The sequence below is a fragment of the Klebsiella sp. ME-303 genome, assembly GCF_007910085.1.
In the GTDB taxonomy this organism is placed as follows: Bacteria; Pseudomonadota; Gammaproteobacteria; order Enterobacterales; family Enterobacteriaceae; genus Klebsiella; species Klebsiella michiganensis.
Genome location: NZ_VOJB01000047.1, coordinates 1 through 13,836, shown reverse-complemented (window position 1 = coordinate 13,836; position 13,836 = coordinate 1). Strand labels below are relative to the sequence as shown.

Here is a 13,836-nt window from a genome sequence, read left to right as displayed (position 1 = left end):
GAGACTGTCGAATGGCAACAGGCACACTGCCCGATGCTGGGCAGATCCTTAACTCTTTAATCAACAGTATCTTACTGGTCGATGACGACCTGGCGGTGCATTACGCGAACCCGGCGGCGCAGCAGCTGCTGGCGCAAAGTTCGCGTAAATTATTCGGCACGCCGCTGCCGGAGCTGTTGAGCTATTTCTCGCTGAATATCGGCCTCATGCAGGAGAGCCTCGCTGCGGGTCAAGGGTTTACCGATAACGAAGTGACGCTGGTCATTGATGGCCGCTCGCACATCCTTTCCCTGACGGCGCAACGCCTGCCTGAAGGCTATATCCTGCTGGAAATGGCGCCGATGGATAATCAGCGCCGTCTGAGCCAGGAGCAGCTACAGCACGCACAGCAGATTGCCGCTCGCGACTTAGTGCGTGGCCTGGCCCACGAGATTAAAAATCCGCTGGGTGGTCTGCGCGGCGCGGCACAGCTGCTGAGCAAAGCGCTGCCCGATCCTGCGCTGATGGAATATACCAAAGTCATTATTGAACAGGCCGATCGGTTAAGAAATCTGGTTGACCGTCTGCTGGGACCACAGCATCCCGGAATGCACGTAACAGAAAGCATCCACAAGGTCGCTGAGCGGGTGGTAAAGCTTGTGTCGATGGAGCTGCCGGATAACGTCAAGCTGGTTCGCGACTATGACCCCAGCCTGCCAGAACTGCCGCACGACCCGGACCAAATTGAACAGGTGCTGCTGAATATCGTCCGAAATGCGCTGCAGGCTCTGGGACCGGAGGGCGGCGAAATCACTCTGCGCACCCGTACGGCCTTTCAGTTAACCCTGCACGGCGTGCGCTACCGCCTCGCTGCGCGTATCGACGTTGAAGATAACGGCCCGGGAATACCGTCTCACTTACAGGATACGCTGTTTTATCCGATGGTGAGCGGGCGCGAAGGCGGCACCGGACTCGGGCTGTCTATCGCCCGCAGCCTTATCGATCAGCACTCCGGCAAAATTGAATTTACCAGTTGGCCAGGGCATACCGAATTCTCGGTGTACCTGCCTATTCGGAAGTAGAGGTGTTTATGCAACGAGGGATAGCATGGATCGTTGACGACGATAGCTCCATCCGTTGGGTGCTTGAACGCGCGCTCACCGGGGCAGGCTTAAGTTGTACGACGTTTGAAAGCGGCAACGAGGTGCTTGATGCCCTCACGACCAAAACCCCGGATGTGCTGCTGTCTGATATCCGCATGCCGGGAATGGATGGACTGGCGCTGCTAAAGCAAATTAAACAGCGCAATCCGATGCTCCCGGTCATCATAATGACGGCGCATTCGGATCTTGACGCGGCGGTCAGCGCCTATCAGCAGGGCGCCTTTGATTATCTGCCGAAACCGTTTGATATCGATGAAGCGGTGGCGCTGGTTGATCGTGCCATTAGCCATTACCAGGAACAGCAGCAGCCGCGTAATGCGCCGATTAATAGCCCAACGGCCGATATCATCGGCGAAGCGCCGGCCATGCAGGACGTCTTCCGCATTATCGGCCGCCTGTCGCGTTCATCAATCAGCGTACTGATCAACGGCGAGTCTGGTACCGGTAAAGAGCTGGTTGCCCACGCTCTCCACCGCCACAGCCCGCGCGCCAAGGCGCCGTTTATCGCGCTAAATATGGCGGCCATTCCGAAAGATCTGATTGAGTCAGAACTGTTTGGCCACGAGAAAGGGGCCTTTACCGGCGCCAATACCGTGCGCCAGGGGCGATTCGAGCAGGCAGACGGCGGCACGCTGTTCCTCGACGAGATCGGCGATATGCCGCTGGACGTACAGACTCGTCTGCTGCGCGTACTGGCCGATGGCCAGTTTTATCGCGTGGGGGGCTATGCGCCGGTGAAGGTGGATGTACGCATTATTGCCGCCACCCACCAGAACCTTGAGCTGCGCGTCCAGGAAGGAAAATTCCGCGAGGATTTATTTCACCGCCTGAACGTGATTCGCGTCCATCTGCCGCCGCTGCGCGAGCGTCGGGAAGATATCCCGCGACTGGCGAGACATTTCCTGCAAATCGCCGCCCGTGAGCTGGGCGTCGAGGCCAAACAGCTGCATCCGGAGACGGAGATGGCGTTAACCCGACTGGCATGGCCGGGCAACGTACGTCAGCTGGAAAACACCTGTCGCTGGCTGACGGTAATGGCCGCAGGTCAGGAGGTTCTGACGCAGGATCTTCCCAGCGAGCTGTTTGAAACGGCGATACCGGATAACCCGACGCAAATGCTGCCGGATAGCTGGGCCACGCTGCTGGGGCAATGGGCCGATCGCGCTTTGCGTTCCGGTCATCAAAACCTGCTCTCGGAAGCGCAGCCGGAGATGGAGCGCACGCTGCTGACCACCGCGTTACGCCACACGCAGGGGCATAAACAAGAGGCGGCTCGCCTGCTGGGCTGGGGTCGTAATACCCTGACGCGTAAGCTAAAAGAGCTGGGAATGGAGTAGCAGCGCGGCGGCGAGTAAAAAATAGTCATCCAGCGCAAACTGCTGCTATTTTGTACTTTACTGTTGCCATGCGTTGAGTATGATCTTGCCCGGAAAGACGGGGGAGAAATCATGCTTGAATCATTTATTAATATTATATCGAGCGGTGTTGCAGCGGGTCATACGCCGCAGACGGCGGTAGCTGCCGTTCTGTGCGCGGCGATGGTTGGGCTGTTTAGCTGATAATACCCCCGCTCCTTCCTGGAGTGGGGGTATGCTTTATATCACGCGGGAAAACTGCTGCATCCGCGCTTTCTGGCGCAGATACGTATCAAAACACATGCAGATATTGCGTATCAGCAGCCGGCCTTTCGGCGTCACCTGAATGCCCTTCTCATCCACATCCACCAGCCCATCTTTGGCCAGCGGCGCCAGCAATTTCATATCGTCGGCAAAGTAGCTATCGAAGGTAAGATTCCACTGCGCTTCTACCGCAGCGAAGTCGAGACGGAAGTGACAAATTAGCGCCTTAATCACGTCGCGACGAATGCAGTCATCGCGCGTCAACGCAATACCGCGCCACAGCGCCGTTCCGGTTTCATCAACCTGCTGATAATACTGCTTCAGCTCTTTCTGGTTCTGCGCATAGCAATCGCCAATCATGCTGATCGCCGAGACGCCCATCCCCAGCAGATCGGTGTCTCCCTGAGTGGTATACCCCTGGAAGTTACGATGCAGGATACCTTCACGCTGGGCTATCGCCAGCTCATCATCCGGACGGGCAAAGTGGTCCATGCCGATAAACTGATATCCCGCGGCCGTCAGCGAAACAATCGTCTCCTGAAGAATGTCCAGCTTCTGTTCTGCAGAAGGCAGATCGGCGTCTTTGATTTTGCGCTGCGCAGCAAAGAGCGTTGGCAGATGCGCATAGTTGAATACGCTCAGACGATCGGGGTTGAGCTCCGCCACTTTCTGTAGCGTATACGCGAAGCTCTGCGGCGTTTGCTTCGGCAGACCGTAAATCAGGTCGATATTGGTAGAGGTAAAGCCGATATCGCGCGCGTGGTTGAGTAGCGCGAAGATAAACGCTTCATCCTGCTCGCGGTTCACCAGGCGCTGCACTTCTTTGTTGAAGTCCTGCACGCCCATACTCAGGCGATTAAAGCCTTCGAGGCGTAAATGATCCAGGACATCGAGTTCGATTTCGCGCGGATCAACCTCAATGGAGATCTCTGCATCCGCGTTAAAATTGAAATGGGTACGTAGCAGACCCATCAGACGACTAATTTGCGCCTTGTTTAAATAGGTTGGCGTACCGCCGCCCCAGTGCAGCTGATTAACTTTGCGGCCAGCAAAAAGCGGCGCGCGATGAATAATCTCCTGCTCAAGCACATCCAGATACTGGTCGGCCTTATGCTGCTGACGGGTGACGATTTTGTTGCAGCCGCAGAAATAGCAGAGTTTATGGCAAAACGGGATATGCACGTACAGCGAGAGGGGACGCTGCGGATAGCGGGCTACCGCCGCATCAAATTCAGCGGCGCCAAATTCTGGAGAAAACTCCAGCGCGGTGGGATACGAAGTATAACGCGGCCCGGAATAGTTATATTTCTGGATCAGGGCCAGATCCCAGTCGATTAACTGCACAGACATGCTCACTCCTTCCGATGGTACCGTCGGCGGGTACGCCGCCCCGGCCCAACCGCACCTCGGGTAATGAGCCGGTTGCGCAGCCATTTCTGACGCCGCGACAACCGTCGTAGTTTAACGAATAACCACAGCAGATAACATATAACCAGAAGGGTTATAAGCAGGACCGGGAATCCGATGGGGTGCAAACGTTAGTTTCCACCCTTCAGCAGGCGCATCATATCTTCTTTGCGCTCTTCCTCTTCTTCATCTTCGTCATCATCGTATGAGAGGCCCAGCTGCTGCATCAGCTCATCAATACGATCCAGCTTGGCGTCAACCCAGGCTTGCTCTTCAGCATTCAGGGTACCGCCCTCTTCCAGACGTTCCAGCAGCGCGTCCAGGCGCTCATCGTTCTCCAGCAAATCCAGCTCAGCCTGCGGTGAAAGCATAGGTTTCTCGCTCTTTGGTTTATGCTGCTTAATCGCCGGAGCATTTTCAGTTACGCCCAGCGGGATTGGTTTTTTACTGCCAATTCGGGGATCTTGCTGCTGACCTTGTTTTTTACCTGCTGAAGCGGTGTCGCCGCCGGTCGCACGACTTCCTGCCGCGTGGCCGCGATGCTTCTTCTGATGCTTGCGCTCGCGGGCTTCCTGGTTCAATTCTTCACGCGTTTTGCGATTTTTTTTGCCGCGAGGTACGGATGTCGGTTTTTTCATGTTGTGTAATCTTCAGGCCGTTTTCTTCAGTATAGAATTGAGGCGGAATCTAGCAGAAAGCAAGCAAAGAAAAAAGGCGACAGATTACTCTGTCGCCTTTTTCCGCACTGATAACCCTTAATGGGCTTCTACTTTCCATGTTAGCTAACGACACACCCTGTCTTTCCTTTAGCTACCAACGATCCCTGTTACATCCATTTCCTTTTAAAACGTCTCCAGACGTTTGTCATCCTGACAATCCGTAGTCTTCGCCTCCTGGCGCTTCCTGACTCCTCATCCTGAGTCATAATCCTGTTAGCATCCTCGCCCTTGACCGCTACTTTACTGGTTTGCGGGAAACCTACAACCGACTGTACAGAAAAAAAACGAGTTTCAGAATTTTCTTTCATTTTAATGCAATGATTTATATAACTTTGTATTATTTTTAATCAGACTTTTCTCATGAATTTCGCATATAACCAATAGCCAATGTCTCACAAAGACTGTGGTTTTAACTTACAGCGATGAGGTGCGGTAAAAACAGCCTTTTTCTGTTGTTCAGGTATAATCCCCGTCAAAGCCTGATTTAACGGAGACGACCGTCTTGACCAACTGGAATTATCAACTGACGCATTTTGTCACTAGCGCGCCAGATATCCGCCATCTTCCTGCCGATACCGGTATTGAAGTGGCCTTTGCTGGCCGCTCTAACGCCGGGAAATCCAGCGCGCTGAACACGCTGACTAACCAGAAAAGCCTCGCGCGTACTTCGAAGACGCCAGGCCGTACGCAGCTTATTAACCTGTTTGAAGTCGCTGAAGGCAAACGCCTGGTCGACCTGCCGGGCTATGGATATGCCCAGGTTCCGGAAGAGATGAAAATCAAGTGGCAGCGCGCGCTGGGTGAATATCTGGAGAAACGCCTCTGTCTGAAAGGGCTGGTTGTGTTGATGGATATTCGTCATCCGCTTAAAGATCTCGATCAGCAGATGATCCAATGGGCGGTGGAAAGCGATATCCCGGTACTGGTGCTGCTAACCAAAGCCGATAAGCTGGCCAGCGGCGCGCGAAAAGCGCAGATCGCCATGGTTCGTGAAGCGGTCACCGCCTTTAACGGAGATGTGCAGGTCGAAGCGTTTTCTTCCCTGAAGAAGCAGGGCGTGGATAAACTACGGCAGAAGCTGGATAGCTGGTATAACGATATCCCTCCTCAGGAAGCCTCTGAAGACGGCGAATAATCTCGCTAACTTCTCCGGATAGCGGCGCGTGGGGCTCTATCCGGGTAGCCCGCCTCATCAGCATCGATACGCAAAAAATTTTCTTTCGCGCAATAAAAAACGCCCCGGTCATAAATGACCGGGGCGGCTAAAATATTCAGCCAAATCCGATTACGTGAAGTAAAAGGTCTGAAAGATAGAACATCTTACCTCTGTACCCTACGTCTTTAACTCTACTCTTCTTTCGGTTACGGATAAAGCATTTTTTGTAGTTTTTTTTCACTCTTTACATAGCAAATTCAAATGATCATCACAAAATGCGATAAGTTATGTTACTCACTTACAAGAAATGACCTTCCTTACCGAATACTTAGTGCGCTTGATCCCAGTTTTCTCCACTACCCACTTCCACCAGCAGCGGAACCGCCAGCGTCGTGCTGCTTTCCATCAGTTCGTGGATCTTTTTCGCAACCGCCTCAAGGTCGTCTTTATGCACTTCAAAGACCAGTTCATCGTGTACCTGCATAATCATCCGCACGCGCGGTTTTTCGCTTAATAACCAGCTATCTACGGCGATCATCGCGCGCTTAATAATGTCGGCAGCGGTTCCCTGCATCGGCGCATTGATCGCCGCACGCTCGGCACCGGCGCGGCGCGCGCCGTTGCTGGATTTGATGTCCGGCAGGTAGAGACGACGGCCATCAAGCGTTTCAACATACCCCTGCTCTTTGGCCTGGGTGCGGGTGCGCTCCATATACTCCAGCACGCCCGGATAGCGCTCAAAGTAGAGATCCATATACTTTTGCGCTTCTTTGCGTGGAATATTGAGCTGGCGCGCAAGGCCGAATGCGCTCATGCCGTAAATCAGGCCGAAGTTGATCGCCTTCGCGCTGCGGCGCTGTTCGCTGCTGACGCTCTCCAGCGGCAAACCAAAGACCTCTGCCGCCGTCGCGCGGTGGATATCCTTCCCTTCCGCAAACGCGGTCAGCAGGCCCTTGTCGCGGGAAAGATGCGCCATGATGCGCAGTTCAATTTGCGAGTAGTCGGCAGAGACAATGAGATAATCTTCCGGAGCAATAAACGCCTGACGGATACGCCGCCCTTCTTCGTTGCGCACCGGAATGTTCTGCAGGTTCGGGTCTGTAGACGACAAACGTCCCGTTGCCGTAACCGCCTGGTGATAAGAGGTGTGAACCCGGCCCGTTTTCGGGCTGATCATCAGCGGCAGCTTATCGGTATAGGTGGATTTGAGTTTTGCCAGACCACGATACTCGAGGATGACTTTCGGCAGCGGATAGTCCAGCGCCAGCTCTTCCAGCACCTCTTCCGAGGTAGACGGCGCGCCGCCCGGGGTTTTCTTCAGCGGCTTAATACCTTGTTTTTCAAACAGGATGGTTTGCAGCTGCTTCGGCGAAGAGAGGTTAAACTCCTCACCCGCGATATCATACGCCTTCTTCTCCAGCTCAATCAGGCGTTTGGCTATCTCCTGAGAATGCGCATGCAGCACGGCCGGATCAATCTTCACTCCGTTACGCTCCACGCGGGATAGCACCGGCACCAGCGGCATTTCAATATTTTTAAAGATGTTCAGCGGGCCTTCATTTTGCTGAAGTTCAGGCCACATTTTGAGGTGCAGCTGCAGCGTGACATCGGCATCTTCCGCCGCGTAGCGGCCCGCTTCTTCCAGCGCGATCTGATTGAATGTGAGCTGGTTTTTACCTTTACCCGCAATCTCTTCAAAGGTAATGGTTTTGTGCTTCAGCCAGCGATCGGAGAGGCTATCCATATCATGGCGGCCCGCCACGCTGTCAAGAATGTAGGATTCCAGCATGGTATCAAAGGCAATACCGCGCAGTTCAATGCCGTAGTTAGCCAGGATACCGCGGTCATATTTGAGGTTTTGCCCAACCTTCAGAACCTTGTCATCTTCCAGTAGCGGTTTCAGCAGCTCAAGGACACGGTCGCGCGGGATCTGATCCGGTGCATCCAGATAATCATGGGCAACCGGTACATAGGCCGCAACGCCAGGCTCAATGGCGAAGGATAAGCCGACCATATTGGCGGATACGTTATCGAGGCTGTCAGTTTCGGTATCAAAGGCAAAAAGCGGCGCTTTCTTCAGGCTCTCAACCCAGGTCAACAATGTTTCTTCATCAAGGATCGTGACATAATTTTCAGAAGAGAGCGCCGTCGCGGTTTCCTCCTCCGCATCGGCCACGTCAGCCACCGCTACAACCGCCTTTGCCGCAGGCTTAGCGCCTTTTGCCTGCATCCACTTGCCGGACTCTACATCGGTGATCCAGCGTTTGAATTCATATTTTTTAAACAGCGTGAGCAGTTCATCAGCGACGGGTTGCGCAACCAGCAAATCTTCACAGCCCAGCTCCAGCTCAACGTCCGTTTTGATCGTCGCCAGCTGATAAGAGAGGTATGCCACCTCTTTATTCTGTTCCAGCTTTGCGGCCATCGTTTTTGCGCCGCGGAAGGTCAGCCCGGCGATTTTTTCAGGCTCAGCATATAACGTATCAAGACCACCCAGCCCCTGCAGTAACGCCTGCGCAGTCTTTTCTCCCACGCCAGGTACGCCGGGAATATTGTCCGATGAATCTCCCATCAGAGCCAGAAAATCGATGATCAGCTCCGGTGGTACGCCGTATTTCGTCACCACTTCATCGGGGCCAAGGATAGTATTGGTCATGGTGTTAATCAGCGTAATACCCGGCGTAACCAGCTGGGCCATATCTTTATCGCCGGTGCTAATCAGTACCGGACGCCCGACCTTTTCAGCTTCGCGCGCCAGGGTACCGATGACATCATCGGCTTCTACGCCAGGAACAGCCATTAGCGGCAGGCCCATCGCTTTTACCATGGCATGCAGCGGCTCGATCTGCGCACGCAGATCGTCCGGCATCGGCGGGCGATGAGATTTATAGTGCTCAAACAGTTCATCACGGAAAGTCTTCCCCTTGGCATCAAACACGACGACAGCGTGGGTCGGTTGATACTGCAGGATCAGGCTTCGCAGCATATTCAGCACGCCATACATTGCGCCTGTCGGTTCACCAGCGCTATTCGTCAGCGGGGGGAACGCGTGATATGCCCGATAAAGGTAAGAGGAGCCGTCAACGAGGATGAGAGGGTTTTCTGGGATCTGAACCATAATTTCCGTGCCTGTTTATCAGATTATCGGTAAAGGATGCCACAGACGGGCATTAAATCCTGAATTTTTCCCGCATTTCGTCGAAAAGATTCTGCGATCCTTTCGATCGCGTTATGGGCTATCCTGTGGATAACTTTGTGAATATTTTTATAACGACAGCCAAACAATCGTTAATCAAATCATCCATAAACAAATTATTTCATATTTATCATTAAGTTATACACTCATAATTTGCTTTAATAACATCATGGCGACTCAATGTTCCATGTGGATATAAGATCCGAAAATTTTTCTGTTCTGGTAAGACCCGTTATTTACGCTATTTTCTGGTAAAATCAGCCTCTTGCGCCGTTTAAACGCGTTCTTTGACAGCCTAACTTTCTGAATAAATTAACTATGTCGAGATTACTCGCCGCGATAACGCTCCCGCTGAGTATCGCCCTGACTATCATAGTCACCATAATCTGCTCGGTGCCAATCATCGTCGCCGGGCTGATTAAACTTCTTGTGCCTATTCCTGCGGTCTGGCGCTCGATATCCATTTTTTGCAATTTCATGATGTACTGCTGGTGTGAAGGGCTGGCTCTGCTGCTGCGTCTTAATCCCTGGCTTAAATGGGATGTACAGGGCCTGGATGGCCTGAATAAGAAAAACTGGTATCTGCTCATCAGCAACCACCATAGCTGGGCAGATATCGTGGTGCTTTGCGTGCTGTTTCGCAAACATATCCCGATGAATAAATATTTCCTCAAGCAACAGCTCGCCTGGGTGCCGTTTATTGGGCTGGCCTGCTGGGCGCTGGATATGCCTTTTATGCGCCGCTATTCCCGAGGCTATTTACTCCGCCATCCAGAACGCCGGGGCAAAGATGTTGAAACCACTCGCCGCTCCTGCGAGAAATTCCGCGCGCATCCAACAACGATTGTTAACTTTGTCGAAGGCTCTCGTTTCACGGAAGAAAAGCAACAGCAGACCCGTTCGCCTTACCAGAATCTGTTATCGCCAAAGGCTGCGGGTATTGCCATGGCATTAAACGTGCTCGGCTCGCAGTTTGATAAGCTTTTGAACGTCACGTTATGCTATCCGGAAAACAACCAAAAGCCGTTTTATGACATGCTGAGCGGCCGATTAACGCGGGTTGTGGTGCGAGTCAGTCTTGAACCTGTGATGGAAGAGCTGCACGGCGATTATGTAAATGACAAAAACTTTAAGCGACGCTTTCAGCGCTGGCTAAACAGGCTTTGGGAAGAGAAAGATCGGCAGCTAACGGAAATAATGCAGCAGGCAGAGAAATAATTGTGGGCGCAGAAAAGAAAAACGCCGGTCAGTAACCGGCGTTTATTTTTTATTTCTTCTCAACGAGCTGCTTAACGGTATCGGCATACTGGGCAACAAATGCGTCCATGTTGCTGGTATCCATACCCTGCGGGTTTAGCTGGTATTTACCGTTAACGTACATAGCCGGCACGCCCTGCAGCTGGAAATCAGCGGCGGCTTTCTCTTGCTGAGCCACCAGGGATTTCACCACGAAGCTGTTCCAGGCTGCATCGTAATCTTCACCTTTAACGCCGGCGTCAACGAAGACCTTACGGATATCGGCCACGGTCTGGACGGTCTGGTTTTTCTGTACCGCTTCAAACATCGGCACGGTGATTTTATCTTCCACGCCCAGCGCCATCGCAACGGCCCACGCCTGAGTCAGATCCTTGCCTAACGGACCCAGGAACTCAACGTGGTATTTCGTCATTTTTACGCCTTCAGGCAGCTTTTTCTTCACGTTATCTGATACATGAAGAACTTCCTCAAACTGATAGCAATGCGGGCAGTAGAACGAGAAAAACTCGAGCACCTGCGGCTCACCGGCAACGGGCTTATCGAGGGTAATGTACTGCTTACCGTCGGTGATCTGGGCAGCGGATGCACTGAAAGCCAGAATCATACCAGCCAGCGCCAGCCAAATTTTTTTCATGATTAATTCTCTCCTGGATATATCACATTAATACATTGGCGTTAACTGAAGAGGCGGTTCCTGCAGAACCTTTACCTGCTCAAGAAAAGTTGTTGTCTGCCCGCGCCAGTAATCTTCCCCGGTTAACCACGGGAAGTTTTTAGGAAAAGCGGGATCTTCCCAGCGCCTTAATAACCACGCCAGATAATAAACTAACCGCATTGCACGTAAAGGTTCGATGAGGGCAATTTCATCGGTATTGAAAGCGCTGAACTCTTCATACGCTTCAATGATCATCTCAAGCTGCATCCGTTGCTCGGCTTTATCGCCGTTCAACAACATCCACAGATCCTGGATAGCAGGTCCATTACGTGAATCATCTAAATCAACAAACAGTGGCCCATCGCGCCAGAGGATGTTTCCCGCATGGCAATCACCGTGTAACCGTAAAATATTGGCGCGTCCGTGCCATTGCGCCATTACCGCATCAATCAGCTTATCGGTAGCGCTGAGAAAAGCCTCTTTCAGACCTGCAGGTATCAGCGGGGAAAGCTCAAAGACCTGGCGTGGCTCAAGAAGATACTCATTCGTCCCTATCTCCGGACGAGCGACAAAACGCTGTTTGCGTCCAGTTTGATGCAGACGGCCAAGGTAGCGCCCAACCCATTCCATCTGATCGAGGTTATCCGCCTCAAACTGACGTCCACCCAGGCTTGGGAATACGGCGAAAAAGAATCCCTGATGCTGATGAAGGGTACTGTCGTTAAACGACAACGGCGCCGCTACAGGGACTTCGTCCTGCACGAGCTGGAGGGAAAACTGATGTTCTTCGAGGATTTGTTGGGCTGACCAACGCTCAGGACGATAGAACTTCACCACATAGCGGCGACGATCTTCGTCCTGAAACTGGTAAACCCGGTTCTCATAGCTATTAAGCGGTGTGAGACCGGAGTCCACCCGCATTCCCAGATCAAATAAGCCATCAATGATGGTATCCGGGTGAAGCGTCTGAAAAGTGAAAGCCTTATCGTGCATCCTGACATCCGATAATCGTACGAATGATACAGGATATCATCTCATTGCCGATTCCGCGGCAGCGCTTACAACCTTTTACTCTTTAATCACGCCGCGAGCGCGTAGCAGCGCGGTTTTAAAATCTTCTTCATAATCTTTCTGAATCCCGGGAATAACAGCTTCTTTTGCCGAGTCGCGCATCTTCAGATGATAAATCAGAATATCGTCGGAGAGATCGTTCAACTCACCGGTGTATCCGGCCTCTTTCGCCAGTTTTTGCAAAAATTGCATTAAATTCAGCTCGGGTTCTTTCTGCCAGGCTGGCTGGAGGAGTTCAATGACTTCATTCAGACGTTTACATTTCATAGCAATGCTCCTTACTCTTGATAGGAATACGTTAGCAGGGACAATCCCACAATGAAAGAGGCGATATTAATATGCAGGGCAAGGTCATAACCGGCGTCGTGCTGGCGGGAGGAAGAGGCTCACGCATGGGAGGAATAGATAAAGGATTACAGCTGCTGAAAGGTAAAGCCCTGTGGCGTCATGTCGCCGATGCGCTGCAGCCGCAGGTTACAAAGCTGGTAATTAGCGCTAACCGCAATCTTGATTGCTGGCGAAGCAGCGGCTACCCGATTATTACCGACTCTCTGAACGACTTTCCCGGGCCGTTGGCCGGCATGCTTTCCGTAATGCATCAGGTTGAGGGCGAGTGGTTTCTGTTTTGTCCCTGTGATACGCCATTTATCCCATCATTTCTGGCGACGCGCTTAATACAGCAGAGAAAATCATCTCCAGCCGTTTGGGTACACGATGGTGAACGTGACCATCCGGCCATTGCTCTGGTGAATCGCGAGGCGATCGGCGAACTGGAAACGTATCTGGCGGCAGGAGAAAGACGGGTAATGGTATTTCTGCGCAAAATTGGCGGTCATAGCGTCGATTTTAGCGATGTAAAATCAGCATTTATTAACGTCAATACTCTCGACGATTTGCAACGTATGCAGGTGCCATCATGATCCCGCTTTTAGCCATCGCAGCCTGGAGCGGTACAGGTAAAACCACCCTACTGAAGTCGCTGATTCCGGCACTGCGCGCGGGAGGCTTACGGCCAGGGCTAATTAAACATACTCATCATGATATGGACGTGGATAAGCCCGGTAAAGACAGCTATGAACTGCGTAAAGCCGGAGCGGCTCAGACGATTGTCGCCAGCTCCCAGCGTTGGGCATTAATGACGGAAACACCCGAAGAGCCTCCGCTGGATCTGGAATGGCTGGTTAGCCGAATGGATGCATCAACGTTAGATTTAGTCCTGGTTGAGGGTTTTAAGCATGAAGCTGTGCCCAAAATCCTGCTTTTTCGGCAAAACAGCGGACATAGCATTGAAGAATTAGTTTATGACGATGACGTGATTGCCATAGCCAGCGATACGCCGGTCGAGACGTCGCTTCCATTGTTAGATTTAAATGATGTCCCGCAAATAGCCGCTTTTATTATGCAGTGGTTAAAGGGGTTTAACGAGGACCGATAGTTATTGCAGAGATATAGCCATGATCGCGCCTTCTGAAGGCATCTGCTGATAGTTTCAGGCGACAAAAACGCAAAAAGCCCATCCGTCAGGATGGGCTCTTCACTTGTTTGATGCCTGGCAGTTCCCTACTCTCACATGGGGAGACCCCACACTACCATCGGCGCTACGGCGTTTCACTT

13 protein-coding genes are annotated in these 13,836 nt (G+C 52.3%); 7 read left to right on the top strand and 6 right to left on the bottom strand.

The window, feature by feature from the left end; genetic code table 11:
- The first annotated feature begins 11 nt into the window (after positions 1–11).
- From glnL to FQK12_RS01580, 3 genes are all read left to right on the top strand, one after another.
- Entirely contained in the window at positions 12–1,061 is a 1,050-nt protein-coding gene (glnL, locus tag FQK12_RS01590) for a nitrogen regulation protein NR(II) (RefSeq protein WP_004127098.1), read from the top strand.
- An 8-nt stretch (positions 1,062–1,069) separates the two neighbouring features.
- Positions 1,070–2,479, top strand: coding sequence for a nitrogen regulation protein NR(I) (gene glnG, locus FQK12_RS01585; RefSeq protein WP_014227369.1), 1,410 nt, complete (start codon positions 1,070–1,072; stop codon positions 2,477–2,479).
- 111 nt (positions 2,480–2,590) lie between these two features.
- Positions 2,591–2,701: a YshB family small membrane protein gene (locus FQK12_RS01580; RefSeq protein WP_004855828.1), complete on the top strand. Its 111-nt coding sequence runs from the start codon at positions 2,591–2,593 to the stop codon at positions 2,699–2,701.
- A gap of 36 nt (positions 2,702–2,737) precedes the next feature.
- Here FQK12_RS01580 and hemN read toward each other — a convergent pair whose 3' ends face one another.
- Together hemN and yihI are read right to left on the bottom strand one after the other, a co-directional pair.
- Complete coding sequence (gene hemN, locus FQK12_RS01575) at positions 2,738–4,111, bottom strand: oxygen-independent coproporphyrinogen III oxidase (RefSeq protein ID WP_014227368.1); 1,374 nt, start codon at positions 4,109–4,111, stop codon at positions 2,738–2,740.
- Between the two features lie 188 nt (positions 4,112–4,299).
- Positions 4,300–4,806: a Der GTPase-activating protein YihI gene (yihI, locus tag FQK12_RS01565; protein WP_014227367.1), complete on the bottom strand. Its 507-nt coding sequence runs from the start codon at positions 4,804–4,806 to the stop codon at positions 4,300–4,302.
- A gap of 583 nt (positions 4,807–5,389) precedes the next feature.
- Here yihI and yihA point away from each other — a divergent pair.
- Complete coding sequence (gene yihA, locus FQK12_RS01560; RefSeq protein ID WP_004855823.1) at positions 5,390–6,022, top strand: ribosome biogenesis GTP-binding protein YihA/YsxC; 633 nt, start codon at positions 5,390–5,392, stop codon at positions 6,020–6,022.
- Positions 6,023–6,371: 349 nt separating this feature from the next.
- Here the strand turns inward: yihA and polA are convergent, their stop codons facing one another.
- Positions 6,372–9,161, bottom strand: coding sequence for a DNA polymerase I (gene polA, locus FQK12_RS01550; protein WP_014227366.1), 2,790 nt, complete (start codon positions 9,159–9,161; stop codon positions 6,372–6,374).
- A 396-nt stretch (positions 9,162–9,557) separates the two neighbouring features.
- Between polA and FQK12_RS01545 the strand changes: the two genes are divergently transcribed.
- Positions 9,558–10,457 carry an acyltransferase gene (locus FQK12_RS01545; protein ID WP_014227365.1) on the top strand — a complete coding sequence of 300 codons (900 nt, stop codon included), beginning with the start codon at positions 9,558–9,560 and terminating at the stop codon, positions 10,455–10,457.
- 49 nt (positions 10,458–10,506) lie between these two features.
- Here FQK12_RS01545 and dsbA read toward each other — a convergent pair whose 3' ends face one another.
- From dsbA to FQK12_RS01530, 3 genes are all read right to left on the bottom strand, one after another.
- The gene (dsbA, locus tag FQK12_RS01540; protein WP_004855816.1) at positions 10,507–11,130 is read right to left on the bottom strand and encodes a thiol:disulfide interchange protein DsbA; all 624 of its coding nucleotides are present in this window, start codon (positions 11,128–11,130) and stop codon (positions 10,507–10,509) included.
- Between the two features lie 27 nt (positions 11,131–11,157).
- Entirely contained in the window at positions 11,158–12,144 is a 987-nt protein-coding gene (locus FQK12_RS01535) for a serine/threonine protein kinase (protein WP_014227364.1), read from the bottom strand.
- Positions 12,145–12,219: 75 nt separating this feature from the next.
- On the bottom strand, positions 12,220–12,489 hold the full coding sequence (locus FQK12_RS01530; RefSeq protein ID WP_004855810.1) for a YihD family protein: 270 nt from the start codon (positions 12,487–12,489) through the stop codon (positions 12,220–12,222).
- 71 nt (positions 12,490–12,560) lie between these two features.
- On the opposite strand from FQK12_RS01530, the gene mobA reads away from it, so the two are divergent.
- Together mobA and mobB are read left to right on the top strand one after the other, a co-directional pair.
- Entirely contained in the window at positions 12,561–13,142 is a 582-nt protein-coding gene (gene mobA, locus FQK12_RS01525) for a molybdenum cofactor guanylyltransferase MobA (protein WP_025106519.1), read from the top strand.
- Entirely contained in the window at positions 13,139–13,657 is a 519-nt protein-coding gene (mobB, locus tag FQK12_RS01520) for a molybdopterin-guanine dinucleotide biosynthesis protein MobB (protein ID WP_014227362.1), read from the top strand. The genes mobA and mobB overlap by 4 nt, the downstream gene beginning before the upstream one ends.
- Positions 13,658–13,836: the final 179 nt, after the last annotated feature.